The 12,904-nt window shown below is 59.2% G+C and carries 13 protein-coding genes; 11 read left to right on the top strand and 2 right to left on the bottom strand.

All coding sequences use genetic code 11. The features are described 5' to 3' along the window. A partial coding sequence (locus Q0O19_RS11605; protein ID WP_295523146.1) for a phasin family protein occupies positions 1-316 on the bottom strand: 316 nt, incomplete at its 3' end. Between the two features lie 200 nt (positions 317-516). Here Q0O19_RS11605 and Q0O19_RS11600 point away from each other — a divergent pair. From Q0O19_RS11600 to Q0O19_RS11550, 11 genes are all read left to right on the top strand, one after another. Continuing rightward, complete coding sequence (locus Q0O19_RS11600; protein WP_295523144.1) at positions 517-1,446, top strand: histone deacetylase; 930 nt, start codon at positions 517-519, stop codon at positions 1,444-1,446. Beyond that, positions 1,443-1,895 (top strand): thioesterase family protein, encoded by a 453-nt coding sequence (locus Q0O19_RS11595; RefSeq protein WP_295523142.1) that lies wholly within the window; start codon positions 1,443-1,445, stop codon positions 1,893-1,895. The genes Q0O19_RS11600 and Q0O19_RS11595 overlap by 4 nt, the downstream gene beginning before the upstream one ends. Further along, entirely contained in the window at positions 1,892-2,641 is a 750-nt protein-coding gene (locus Q0O19_RS11590) for a nitroreductase (protein WP_295523140.1), read from the top strand. The genes Q0O19_RS11595 and Q0O19_RS11590 overlap by 4 nt, the downstream gene beginning before the upstream one ends. 30 nt (positions 2,642-2,671) lie before the next feature. Next, on the top strand, positions 2,672-4,543 hold the full coding sequence (locus Q0O19_RS11585; RefSeq protein ID WP_295523138.1) for an ABC transporter permease: 1,872 nt from the start codon (positions 2,672-2,674) through the stop codon (positions 4,541-4,543). Further along, positions 4,540-5,343 (top strand): ABC transporter ATP-binding protein, encoded by an 804-nt coding sequence (locus Q0O19_RS11580; RefSeq protein WP_295523137.1) that lies wholly within the window; start codon positions 4,540-4,542, stop codon positions 5,341-5,343. The genes Q0O19_RS11585 and Q0O19_RS11580 overlap by 4 nt, the downstream gene beginning before the upstream one ends. Then, positions 5,340-5,996 carry an ABC transporter ATP-binding protein gene (locus Q0O19_RS11575; RefSeq protein ID WP_295523135.1) on the top strand — a complete coding sequence of 219 codons (657 nt, stop codon included), beginning with the start codon at positions 5,340-5,342 and terminating at the stop codon, positions 5,994-5,996. The genes Q0O19_RS11580 and Q0O19_RS11575 overlap by 4 nt, the downstream gene beginning before the upstream one ends. A gap of 72 nt (positions 5,997-6,068) precedes the next feature. Further along, positions 6,069-7,253 (top strand): nicotinate phosphoribosyltransferase, encoded by a 1,185-nt coding sequence (gene pncB, locus Q0O19_RS11570; RefSeq protein ID WP_295523133.1) that lies wholly within the window; start codon positions 6,069-6,071, stop codon positions 7,251-7,253. A 104-nt stretch (positions 7,254-7,357) separates the two neighbouring features. Next, the gene (locus Q0O19_RS11565) at positions 7,358-8,728 is read left to right on the top strand and encodes a sodium:proton antiporter (RefSeq protein ID WP_295523148.1); all 1,371 of its coding nucleotides are present in this window, start codon (positions 7,358-7,360) and stop codon (positions 8,726-8,728) included. Then, positions 8,728-9,714, top strand: a complete 987-nt coding sequence (locus Q0O19_RS11560) for a D-glycerate dehydrogenase (protein ID WP_295523131.1) — start codon at positions 8,728-8,730, stop codon at positions 9,712-9,714. The genes Q0O19_RS11565 and Q0O19_RS11560 overlap by 1 nt, the downstream gene beginning before the upstream one ends. Beyond that, complete coding sequence (rmuC, locus tag Q0O19_RS11555; RefSeq protein ID WP_295523129.1) at positions 9,711-11,096, top strand: DNA recombination protein RmuC; 1,386 nt, start codon at positions 9,711-9,713, stop codon at positions 11,094-11,096. Before Q0O19_RS11560 ends, rmuC begins: the two co-directional genes overlap by 4 nt. Further along, positions 11,093-12,286 (top strand): MFS transporter, encoded by a 1,194-nt coding sequence (locus Q0O19_RS11550; protein WP_295523127.1) that lies wholly within the window; start codon positions 11,093-11,095, stop codon positions 12,284-12,286. Before rmuC ends, Q0O19_RS11550 begins: the two co-directional genes overlap by 4 nt. On the opposite strand, the gene Q0O19_RS11545 is transcribed toward Q0O19_RS11550, so the two are convergent. Further along, positions 12,268-12,904: TIGR00730 family Rossman fold protein (locus Q0O19_RS11545; RefSeq protein WP_295523125.1), on the bottom strand; the 637-nt coding region annotated here is incomplete at its 5' end. The two genes, Q0O19_RS11550 and Q0O19_RS11545, sit on opposite strands and share 19 nt — an antisense overlap.

Here is a 12,904-nt window from a genome sequence, read left to right as displayed (position 1 = left end):
CAGCCGATTGGGATTCGAATGCTTTGGTGAATTCGCCACTTGTGCCCGAAGCGATGTCGTACAGGTGACGGCTGTAGGCGGATGTTTTTTCGGCCAATGGCTGGAACAGGTTGGCTTGCATGGCCAGCAATTCCTGGGCGTCTTTGGCGCTCAAAACAGCTTGTGTGTTGCTGGAAGACTCTTCCAAGGCCGCTTTGGCGGCGCTCAAGTTCAATTCAACCAATTTTTCAACGCCTTCGAATGCTTTGGCGGTTAAACCAAACAGGGTTTCAACGTTGGCTTTGTGTGCGGCGACGATTTGCTCGGGTGTCATCATGAAAGGCTCCAAATAAAAATCAAGGTCTCAAGAAAACTGCGCCGAAACTGACCGGGGTCATACAACATTGTTGCAGTGCAGCATGGTTTTGATTTTAGGGTTTGTGCAGAGCTTTTCAAGCCCAAGGCCCTTGTCAGGGCTCAGTTTAGAGAGGGTTTTCTAGAATCGGGTTGTGCTGGATCAAGCCAATCACCCCATTTATGCACGCCTATTACGCCGATCACTTTGTCCTGCCCTTGCCCGAAGGCCATCGCTTTCCCATGCGCAAGTACAGCCGACTGCGCGACCGCTTGGGGGCTGAGCTGACCGGGGTGGTGATGCGCGAGGCTCCCGCGGCCAGTGATGGCGAGTTGGCCTTGGTGCACACGCCTGACTACATTCAAGCGGTGAGCACAGGGGGACTTGCTGCGACTGTTCAGCGGGAAATCGGTTTTCCGTGGAGCCCGGCCATGGCCGAACGGGCGCGCCGCTCGGTGGGCGCGACTGTGGCTGCTGCGCGCGACGCGCTGGTGCAAGGCGTAGCGGGTAACTTGGCCGGAGGCACGCACCACGCTTATGCGCACAAAGGCGGCGGGTTTTGTGTGTTCAACGACATCGCCGTCACGGCCCGACGGATGCAAGCCGAAGCTTGGCGGCATCGCCGCCGAAGCATGAACGTGGCGGTCATCGATCTGGATGTGCACCAAGGCAATGGCACTGCACACATCTTTGCCAACGACCCCAGCGTGTTCACCTTGTCTGTGCATGGCGAAAAGAATTTTCCATTTCGAAAAGAAGGCAGTGACCTGGACGTGGGCTTACCCGACGGTTGCACCGATGAGCCCTATTTGGCCGCCCTGGAGCAGGCCCTGCAAAGCCTGCAAGACCGGTTTGACCCGCATCTGGTGGTGTATTTGGCAGGGGCCGACCCGCACGAGGGCGACCGACTGGGCCGTTTGAAGCTCACAGCCGATGGCATGCAAGCCCGCGACCGCGTGGTCATGGACTGGGCATGGCAGCGCCGATTGCCCGTGGTGATGTGCATGGGTGGGGGCTATGGGCACAACATCGAGACCACGGTGCAGGTGCAAATGCAAACCTGGGCGGTGGCGCTTTCTTACTGGCAACGCTGGCACAATCGACAGCCATGACTTCGCCCGTGACTCCATCCCCGAAGCCCCAAGCCGACGCACGCAGCGCTTACAAGGCGTTCAGACCCATCAGCACGCGCTGGATGGACAACGACGTCTACGGCCATGTGAACAACGTGGTGTATTACAGTTGGTTTGACACGGCTGTGAACTCCACGCTCATTGAACAAGGTGTTTTAGACATCCATGCTGGAACCACCATCGGCTTGGTGGTGGAAACACAGTGTTTCTATTTTGCGCCCTTGGCATTCCCCCAAACCATCGACGCTGGCATTCGTGTGGCCAAGCTGGGCACTTCCAGTGTGCGCTACGAGGTGGGTTTGTTTGCCCAAGGGGTCGACCTCACCGCTGCTCGGGGCCATTTTGTCCATGTGTATGTGGACCGTGAGACCCGCCGCCCCGTTGCCTTGCCCGCAGACCTCAAAGCCTATTTGGAGACCTTGACATGAGCACATCCCCCAGTCTTTCACCTGCAGGCCCACAAGTCAGCACCCGTGTGAACGACCCCGCCAGCGTGGACGCGGCCATTTTGAGCCGATTTTCGGCCCGCGCTTATTTACCCCAAGCGGTGGACCGCAGCGTATTGCAAGAGGTGCTCGGCATTGCCGCCCGTGCGCCCAGCGGCACCAACACCCAGCCTTGGAAAGTCTACGTCCTGCAAGGCGCCAAGCGCGACGAACTGGTGGCCCAAACCTGCGCCGCACACGACGCCATCCGCTTGAACCCGGCCTTGGCCTCTGACTACGCCGAGTCCTACGACTATTACCCCGAGAAATGGGTCAGCCCCTACATTGACCGCCGCCGCGAGTGCGGCTTTGGCCTGTACGGTGTGCTCGGCATCGGCAAGAGCGACAAAGACCGCATGCATGCCCAGCACCAACAAAACTTCCGCTTTTTTGATGCGCCGGTGGGCCTGATGTTCACCATTGACAAGGTCATGGGCCGTGGCAGCTTGCTCGATTACGGCATGTTTTTGCAAAGCATCATGGTCGCAGCCCGTTCCAGGGGTCTGCACACTTGCCCGCAAGCGGCTTGGAACGGGTTTTCTAAAATCATCTTGCCGCACATCGGAGCCGGTGACAACGAAATGTTGGTCTGCGGCATGTCTTTGGGGTATGCCGACGAATCGGCGCTGGTCAACACTTTCCAGACGACCCGCGTGATGGCCCAGGACTTCACCCACTGGGTGGCGTGACCTGGCCGATCTGACCAGAAAGGAACAGGTTTGGGTTTCGATGGCTTGGCGCTTCAACTGCTCAATGGGCTGAGCCACGCCACCACCTTGTTCCTCATGGCCTCCGGACTCACGCTGATTTTTGGCGTCACCCGGATTGTCAATTTTGCGCACGGCAGTTTCTTCATGCTGGGCGCTTTGTGGTCTGCGCACGCCGTCACGCTGTGGTGGCCCACTTGGGGGGAGTCCGCTTGGGGCTATGCCGCTGCCATGCTTTTGGGGGCGGTTTTGGCGGCCTTGCTCGGCGCTGTGACCGAAGTCTTGTTGCTTCGGCGCATGCGCCAAGCGCCGCAGCTTTACCAATTGGTGGCCACCTTTGGCCTGACGTTGGCGCTGCACGACGCCATGCGCTGGTACTTTGGCCCAGAAGAAGTGTTTGCCCCGCGCTTTCCGGGCCTCAAAGGCGCGGTTGAACTGGGCGAGGCCTATTTCCCAACCTGGCAACTGTTCACCTTGGCGCTGGGGCCCTTGGTTTGGTGGGGCTTGCACTTGTTGCTGACCCGCACCCTGTGGGGCCAGCGTGTGAAAGCCGCCACGCAAGACCGCGACATGCTGGCCGCCTTGGGTGTGAACCCTGCGCCGCTGATGTTGGGTGTGGTCATGCTCGGTTGTGGTCTCGCGGGCTTGGCTGGGGCATTGCAGTTGCCGCGCGAGCCGGCCAATTTGCAGATGGATGTGAACGTGGTGGTTGAGACTTTTGTGGTCGTGGTCACGGGCGGGCTGGGCAGCATTGGTGGCGCTTTGGCTGCGGCGGTGTTGATCGGCGTCATCCACGCAGTGGGCCTGAGCTTTTTCCCACAAGCCACCTTGGTCTTGGTCTTTTTGACCATGGCGGTGGTGTTGGTGTGGCGACCCCACGGTTTGGCGGGTGCTGCAGCACACGAGGAACAACGTGAAAGCGTGCCGGTGTTTTCGCTTTGGCCTGCAGGGCCCTTTGGACGTTCGGTTTTTGTGGCCACGTTCATGGGCTTAACGCTTTTGGCTTGGGGGCAGGGCGATTACGGACGCAGTCTTGCAGAAGATGTGATGGTCATGATGCTGTTTGGCCTGAGCCTGCAATGGATGATGGCTTTGGGCGGGCTGGTCAGTTTTGGCCATGCGGCATTTTTTGCCTTGGGTGCTTATGGCGCGGCGCTCGCCCATTTGTACGGCGGGGTCGGGGTTTGGCTGGCTTTGACCGCTGGCATGGCGCTGGCCTTGGGCGTGGCCTTGGTGTTTGGGGCTTTGGCTGTGCGCAGCAGCGGGGTGTATTTGGCCATGCTGTCTTTGGCTTTGGCCCAAATGGTGTGGGCCGGGGCCACACAATGGGTCGGGCTGACGGGTGGTGACAACGGCCTGATTGGGCTTCGGTTGATCTCTGCCGAATCTCGCCCGCTGTGGGATGCGGTGTTGTGCGCCTTGTCTTTGCTGGCGCTGGTGGCCATGGCCCGCGTGGCCCGTTCGAGCCGCGGCGCTGCCTTGCAGGCCTCGCGCGATGCGCCCTGGCGTGCGGCGGCCAGTGGTTTGCCCGTTCAGGCCTTGCGTTACCAGGTGTTTGTGGGCAGCGCCACCTTGGCGGGCTTGGCCGGCGGCTTGTGGGCTGTGTTCAAGGGGGCCGTCTTCCCCTCGGTGGCTTCGGTGGCCATGTCGGTGGATGCCTTGCTGGTCATCTTGCTGGGCGGGGTGCACCAACTGTGGGGTGCGGCCGTCGGCAGTGCACTGTTGGTTTGGGGCGGTGCCCAATTGGGGCAGGGCCTGGACTATTGGCGCGGCATTTTGGGCTTGGTGATCATGGTCGTCATGGTCTTGGCCCCCAGCGGTGTGCTGGGCGCTTGGCACCGCTTGAACCGCAGGGCACAGTCCCATGACAGGCCTGCCGTATGACCAACACACCCCAATTCAAACTTGGACCTGCCTTGCAAGTGCGAGGCCTGGTCAAGCATTTTGGCGGGGTACACGCCCTCGACGGACTGGATTTTGAGATCCCAGCCGGCCAGTGCGTGGCCTTGATTGGCCCCAACGGCGCGGGCAAATCCACCTGTTTCGCGTGTTTGGCCGGACAACAAAGCCCCACCGCTGGCCAAGTGATTTGGCAAGGTCAGCCCTTGCTGGGACGAACGCCAGCGCAGCGGCTGCAGCAGGGGGTGGCCCGCACCTTTCAGGTGGCGCAAACCTTTGAAGCGCTGACGGTCTTGCAAAACATCCAATTGGTGCTGTCGGGCGCAGGCCCCTTGTCATGGTGGGACCGCCTCGACCAGCGCGACATCACCCGGGCCCTGCTGCTGGCAGAACAAGCGGACCTGCAAAGCTGGTGCGCCATCACCGTGGCCGAATTGCCTTACGGGGCCAAAAAACGACTGGAACTGGCCATGGCGCTGGCCGGTTTGTCCGAAGCAGGGCCCTCGCTCTTGCTGCTGGACGAACCCGCAGCGGGCCTGGCTTTGGACGAACGGGCGGCCATGATGGCCTTGGTACGCCAAGCAGCAGGGCGTGGGGTGACCGTTCTGTACACCGAGCACAACATGGACGCTGTGTTTGGCGTGGCCGATCGGGTGCTGGTCCTCATGCAAGGCCGATTGGTAGCCGATGGTTTGCCGCAAGACGTGGCGCAAGATCCTCAGGTTTTGCAAAATTACCTGGGCTTGGACTTCAAAGCGCCAGGTCCCACCGGGAGATCGTCATGAACTCTGCTCAGTTGCAGGTGGGGCCACTCAACGCCTGGTACGGGCAGGCGCAAGCTTTGTTCGATGTGTCCTTTCAGGTCAGTGCGGGCGAGCTGGTCGTCTTGCAGGGCTTGAACGGTGCGGGCAAATCCAGTTTGCTGATGTCCATCATGGGCATTGGCCCCCGAGCAACGGGTCGCGTGGAATGGACAGGGCAGGACATGGCCTCTTGGCCAGCCCACCGCCGCGCGCAAGCGGGCTTGGGCTTTGTGGCCGAAGACCGCCGGCTGTTCACGGGCTTGTCGGTGCGCGAAAACCTGTGGATTGCGGCTCGCGGCGAGTCCAAAGTGGCCATGGCCCAGCAATTTGAACGGGTGATCACCTTGTTTCCCGTGCTGGCCCAGCTCCTTGAGCGGCCTGCCAGTCAGATGAGCGGCGGTGAACAACAAATGTTGGCGATTGCCCGAACCTTGATGACCAGCCCGCGCCTGTTGCTGCTGGACGAACCGTGCGAAGGCATTGCACCCGTCCTGGTGCAAGCTTTGAACGGTGCCCTTTTGCAGCTTCGCCGCGAAGGTCTGGGTTTGCTGGTGGCCGAGCAAAACAAATTGTTGGTCGTTCACGCCGACCGGGTTTTGCGCATGGCGGGGGGGCGCTTGGTCAAGGTGCCATGATCCGGCCCACACGCCCATCATTTACACTGATCCAAAAATACGGCAGGCGCACTGCCCAGAGACAAAAACGCCATGATCATCACCAGCTTGCTCGACACCGACCTGTACAAATTCACCATGATGCAGGTCGTGCTGCACCAGTTTCCGGGGGCACAGGTGGATTACAAGTTCAAGTGCCGCAACCCCGGCGTGCCACTGGCCCCGTTTGTCAATGAGATCCGTCAAGAAATCCGCTCGCTGTGTGGACTGACCTTCAAAGAGTCCGAGCTCCAATACTTGCGCTCGCTGCGCTTCATCAAGAGCGACTTTGTGGACTTTTTGGGCTTGTTCAAGCTCAACGAAAAATACATTGAAGTCAAGGCGCTGCCATCAGGTGAGATCGACATCACCATTCAGGGGCCTTGGCTGCACACGATTCTTTTTGAAATTCCGGTGCTGGCCATCGTCAACGAGGTGTTCTTTCGCAACACTCAAAAAGTGCCTGACCTGATGGAAGGGCGCCGCCTTTTGGACACCAAGATCGCCCAGCTCAAAGCGCCCAGTCTTGAAGCCCTCAAAATCGCCGATTACGGCACCCGTCGCCGATTTTCCCGTGCTTGGCACGAAGAGGTCCTGCGGGTTCTGTCGGCACGTTTGGGGACCGGCCCCAAAGGCCAATTTGCGGGCACCAGCAACGTTTACTACGCCTACTTGTTGGGGCTGACCCCATTGGGCACCATGGCGCATGAATATTTGCAAGCAGCGCAAGCGCTGGGGCCGAGGCTACGGGACAGTCAAATTTTTGCTTTTGAATCGTGGGCCAAAGAATACCGGGGTGACCTGGGCATTGCATTGAGCGATGTGTATGGCTTCAATGCCTTCTTGCGTGACTTTGACCTGTATTTTTGCAAATTGTTTGACGGTGCTCGTCACGACAGTGGTGATCCCTTCGGTTGGGGTGAGCGCATGATTGCGCACTACCAGTTGAACCGCGTGGACCCCAAAACCAAGACGCTGATTTTCAGCGATGGGTTGACGATCCCCCGAACCATCGAGTTGTTCGAGCAATTCAGGGGCCGATGTCAGTTGGCCTTTGGTGTGGGGACCAACCTGACCAATGACCTGGGTTACGAACCGCTGCAGATCGTCATCAAGATGACCCGCTGCAACGGCCAGCCTGTGGCCAAATTATCAGATACACCGGGCAAGGGCATGTGTGACGATGAAAAGTATCTGGCTTATCTGAGCCAGGTTTTTGAGATCAACCCCAGCAACTGAACCCGGCTTGGTGGCCGTTAACATACAGCATCAATTTCAAGGAGATTTCCAATATGTTGCGATGGGTTAAGCGGTATACCGCGTGCCTGGCTTTGCCGCTTTTGATGTGGTCTGGCGGAGCTATTGCCGCCGATTTTGATGGCTCTCAGCTTTCGGTGATTTGGGGTGTGCCGTTTGCGGGCATTTTGCTGTCCATCGCCTTGATGCCTTTATTGGTGCCGCACTTTTGGCACCACCATTTCGGCAAAGTGGCCGCCGCTTGGGGTTTGGCTTTTCTGGTGCCTTTCGCTTGGGTGTTTGGCCCTGCGGCCGCTGGTGCCAACACGGTGCATGCCTTGTTTGCCGAATACATCCCCTTCATCATTTTGCTGACGGCCTTGTTCACCGTGTCAGGCGGTATTTTCATTCGGGGTAACCTGCATGGCAGCCCAGGCCTGAACACTGCCATCTTGGCCATTGGTGCTGTGTTGGCCAGTTTCATGGGCACGACAGGAGCGTCCATGTTGCTGATTCGCCCATTGATCCGCGCCAACGACGACCGCAAGCATGTGGCGCATGTGGTGGTGTTTTTCATCTTCATTGTCTCCAATGCGGGTGGTTCTTTGACCCCGCTGGGTGATCCACCCTTGTTTTTGGGATTTTTGAAGGGTGTGGATTTTTTCTGGACCATTCAAAACATTCTTCCAGAGACCTTGTTTTTGGTGGGCAGCTTGTTGCTCATTTTCTTTTCGCTCGACTCTTGGTATTACCACCGCCGTGAAGCATTGTTGCCGCAAGACCCGACACCCGACTCCAGAGCGGTTGGTTTTGACGGCGCCATCAACTTCTGGCTGTTGGCCGCTGTGGTTGGCTTGGTGTTGATGAGTGGTTTCTGGAAATCTCCAGTGTCTTTCAACATCTACGGCACCGAAGTGGGCCTGCCCGGTGTGTTGCGCGATCTGGGTTTGTTGGCCGTCACTTTTGTATCACTCAAAATCACGCCAGCCAAAGTTCACGAAGACAACCAGTTTGGCTGGGGCCCCATGGCCGAAGTGGCCAAGTTGTTCGCGGGCATTTTCCTGACCATCATCCCGGTCATCGCCATGCTCAAGGCGGGCGTCAATGGTCCATTCGGCGCAGTGGTTCAAGCAGTGACCCAACCCGATGGCAGTCCTGACGTGATGATGTATGTCTGGATCACGGGCGCATTGAGTTCATTTCTCGACAACGCGCCGACCTATTTGGTGTTCTTCAACACAGCCGGCGGTGACCCTCAGGTCTTGATGACCACCTTGGCACCGACTTTGGCCGCTATCTCTGCTGGTGCCGTCTTCATGGGTGCCAACAGTTACATCGGCAATGCGCCCAACTTGATGGTCAAAGCCATTGCCGAAGACCGTGGCGTGATAATGCCCAGCTTCTTTGGTTACATGTTGTGGTCGGGCGCTGTCTTGATTCCGTTGTTCGTGGTCATGAGTTTCATCTGGTTCAAATGATGTCGAAATCTTCCATTTTGGTGGCGCGCGCCATTTTTCCCGAGGTCCTGCAGTCTTTGGCGCAGGTGTTTGAAGTCGAAAGCAACCAAGCCGATGAGGTCTGGTCTGCCGCCGAGCTGACCCGCCGCATGCAGGGCAAAGTGGGCGCTTTGACCACAGGCAGCGAGCGCATCGACGCGGCGCTCTTGCAAGCCAACCCGCAGCTGCGCATCGTGGCCAACATGGCCGTGGGCTTCAACAATTTTGATGTGCCTGCCATGACCGCTGCGGGCGTTCTCGCCAGCAACACGCCCGATGTGCTGACCGAAACCACCGCCGACTTTGGCTTTGCATTGCTCATGGCCACGGCCCGCCGTGTGACCGAGAGCGAGCATTACCTGCGTGCTGGTTTGTGGACCAAGTGGAGCTACGACATGTTTGCCGGGGCCGAGGTACACGGTTCGGCCCTCGGCATCATCGGCATGGGCCGCATCGGTCAGGGCATTGCCCGCCGCGCCGCGCATGGCTTTGGTATGAATGTCACTTACCACAACCGCAGCCGCCTGAGCGCCGAGCTGGAGTCCGATTGCAAAGCCCGTTATGTGAGCAAAGAAGAACTGCTCAAAACTGCTGACCACGTCATGTTGGTCGTGCCTTACAGCGCCGAGTCGCACCACACCATCGGCGCGGCAGAATTGGCACAAATGAAGCCCACCGCCACCTTGGTCAACATTGCACGTGGCGGCATCGTGGACGACGCGGCTTTGGCCAAAGCCTTGGCGGCGCGCCAAATTGCAGCGGCGGGCATCGATGTGTTCGAGGGGGAGCCGTCTGTGCACCCCGACTTGCTGAAAGTGGCCAACGTGGTGCTGACTCCCCACATTGCCAGCGCCACCGTCAAAACCCGTATGGCCATGGCCCAGCTGGCCGCTGATAACCTGATCGCTTACCTCACACGCGGCCAGGCGCTCACGCCGATCAACACCGTGCTAAGCCCGGCAGCATGAGCGACGCCACCTCGATGGTGTTGCTGGTGCTGGCGGTGCTGAATTTGCTGGTGCTGGCGGCACTGTGGGTGCGCAACAAACCGGCAGATGCAAGCCGTCAGCAGCAAGCGCAACAAGCTTGGCAGCAGCAACAGTTCGAGGCTTTGCAGCAACAAACCGAGCGACTGGAGCGTGAGTTGCGCACCGAAATAAGCCAGTCCAGCGTGCAAGGTCGGCAGGAAGCCATGCACAACCTCACGCTGTTCCAGCAATCGCTGTTGCAACAAAGCGCCGAGGCCACCCGCACGCAAAATCAGCAGATTGATGCGCTGGCCCAGCAACTGACGCTGATGCAAAAAAGCCTGACCGACAGCTTGGCCCAGCAGGTCCATGCCCTGTCTGAGGCGAATGCCCGGCGCCTGAGCGAGATGCGCGGCACCATGGAAACCCAGCTGGCCCAGCTGCAGCAAAGCAACGCGGCCAAACTGGATGAAATGCGCCAGACGGTGGACGAAAAACTTCAGGCCACGCTGCAAGCCCGCCTGGGTGAGAGCTTCAAGCAGGTGGCCGACCGGCTGGAACAGGTGCACAAAGGCCTGGGCGAAATGCACACCTTGGCCCAGGGCGTGGGTGACCTCAAGCACCTGCTGACCAACGTCAAAACCCGTGGTATGTTTGGCGAGGCCCAGCTGGCCTCGCTGCTCGAACAAGTGCTCACGCCCGAACAATACGCTGTGCAAGTGGCCACGCGCCCGGGCGACAAAAATCGGGTGGACTTTGCCATCCGTTTGCCAGGCCGATCCGACAGCGGCCAGCCCGTCTGGTTGCCAATCGATGCCAAGTTCCCCAACGAAGACTACGAGCGCTTGCTTGAAGCGCAAGGCCGCGCCGACCCGGTTCAGGCCGAGCTGTGCGCCAAGGCTTTGGAGACGCGCATCAAGCTCGAAGCCAAGTCGATTGCCGAGAAGTACCTCGAACCCCCGCACACCACCGACTTTGCGGTCATGTTCTTGCCCACCGAAGGGCTTTACGCTGAAGTGCTGCGGCGCCCCGGTCTGATGGAAACCCTGCAGCGTGACCACCGCGTGACCTTGGCGGGTCCGACCAACCTGATGGCCATGCTCAATGCCTTGCAGATGGGTTTCAGGACGCTGGCATTGGAAAAACGCTCCAGCGAGGTCTGGCAAGTGCTGGGTGCGGTCAAGACCGAATTTGGCAAGTTTGGCGATGTGCTGTCCAGAGTGCGCAACCAGACGCAGTCCGTGCTCAACACCCTCGACCAAGCGCAAACCCGCAGCAATGTGATGAGCCGTGCCTTGCGCCAGGTGGACGCGCTGCCTGAATCGCAGGCCCAGTCTTTGCTGCCTGGCGGCCCAGACTTGCCTGAAGAGGGGACCGGGTGACGCCAGATTTGGCGCGCTTGATCGCAGGCCAAATGTTCCTGCACGCCTGCATGGCGGGAACCCGGATGGCCATACCGTTGTTGGCCCTCAAGCAGGGTTTCAGCCCCGTGGCGGTGGGTGCCTTGTTGGCCTTGTTTGCGCTGGCGCCCATGTTTTTAGCCCTTCCTGCAGGCCGCTACAGCGATCGGCGGGGTTTGCAAAAACTCATGCGCATCAGCGTGGTCTTGTCCGCTTTGGGGGTTTTCTTGTCTGCGCTGTGGCCCATTTTTCCAGTCATGTGCCTGAGTGCTTTGGCTGCTGGCGGTGCCACAGGCATGGCCGTGATTGCCTTGCAGCGCCATGTGGGGCGCATGGCCAAAGACCCGGCGGCGCTCAAGGTGGCTTTCAGTTGGTTGTCTTTGGGCCCGGCGGTGTCCAACTTTGTTGGCCCGGTTTTGGCAGGTTTGTTGATCGACTTTGCCGGTCCTGTGGCCGCCGATGTGGCGGGCTTCAGATGGGCATTCTTCTTGATGGCGCTGTTTCCGCTGTTCTCTTGGCTTTGGATTCGCCGTGTACCTGAGTTGCCCTTGTCCCCTGAGTTGGAGAACGGCCTACCCCGACGTGCGCTGGATTTGCTGACGGAGCCCTTGATGCGTCGCTTGCTCGGCGTCAATTGGTTGCTGTCGTCGTGCTGGGATGTGCACACCTTTGTGGTGCCGGTGCTGGGTCATGAGCGGGGTTACAGCGCCTCGGTAGTGGGTGGCATTTTGGGCGCTTTTGCCTTGGCGGCGGCCTTCATTCGGGTGTGTTTGCCCTTTATCTCCCGCCACGTCAAAGAACACCAGATCATCACTGGCGCGATGCTGTGCACCGGGGCATTGTTCGCGGTTTACCCCCTTATGCCCACCGCTGGGTCCATGCTGGTGTGTTCGGTCTTCTTGGGTTTGGTCCTGGGTACCGTGCAGCCCATGATCATGAGCACCTTGCACCAAATCACGCCACCACACCGACAAGGTGAGGCGCTGGGTTTGCGGCTGATGAGCATCAACGCGTCCAGCGTGCTCATGCCCATGTTGTTTGGTGCAGCCGGCGCTGTCGCAGGCGTGGCACCGGTGTTTTGGGTGGTCGGTGCGGCGGTGGGGACAGGGTCTCGCGCTGCCTGGCATCTGCGGCCGGGACATGCGTCCAAACATCACGACACTTTGAGTTGATAAAACGCGCAGATTGCCTGCCAAGCCGCTTCAGGCGTGTCCACATACTGCAACAGGTTCAAGTCTTGAGCTGAAATCATGCCTTCTTCCAACAGCATGTCCAGGTCGAGCAAACGGTGCCAATAGTCGCTGCCAAACAACAAAATCGGCACCGGCTTTGATTTGCGGGTTTGGACCAGAGTCACCACTTCAAACAACTCATCGAGCGTGCCAAACCCACCAGGAAACGCCACCAAGGCTTTGGCCCGCATCATGAAATGCATTTTCCTCAGGGCGAAGTAGTGGAACTTGAAGCTCAACTCGGGCGTCACATAGGCATTGGGGTTTTGCTCGTGGGGCAAGGCGATGTTCAGGGCCACTGACAGCGCGCCGACTTCAGATGCCCCTCGGTTGGCCGCCTCCATGATGCCGGGGCCACCGCCTGTGCAGATGAAAAGCTGCTCATGCTGAGGCAAACATGCGCATGAGCGCGCCACCATTTGGGCAAAAATACGCGCATTTTCATAATGCTCGGCGTTGCGCACCCAAGCCTGCGCCTGAGCGATGGCCTTCGCGTCAGCATTTTGCAGCGCTGTGTTCAGGCGTTCTTGGGCACTTTCGCGGTCGATGAATCGGGCG

This window comes from Limnohabitans sp. Rim8 (assembly GCF_945869175.1).
Lineage (GTDB): Bacteria > Pseudomonadota > Gammaproteobacteria > Burkholderiales > Burkholderiaceae_C > Limnohabitans_A.
The sequence above is the reverse complement of the archived record's forward strand: the minus strand, read 5'-3'. Positions and strand labels throughout refer to the sequence as shown.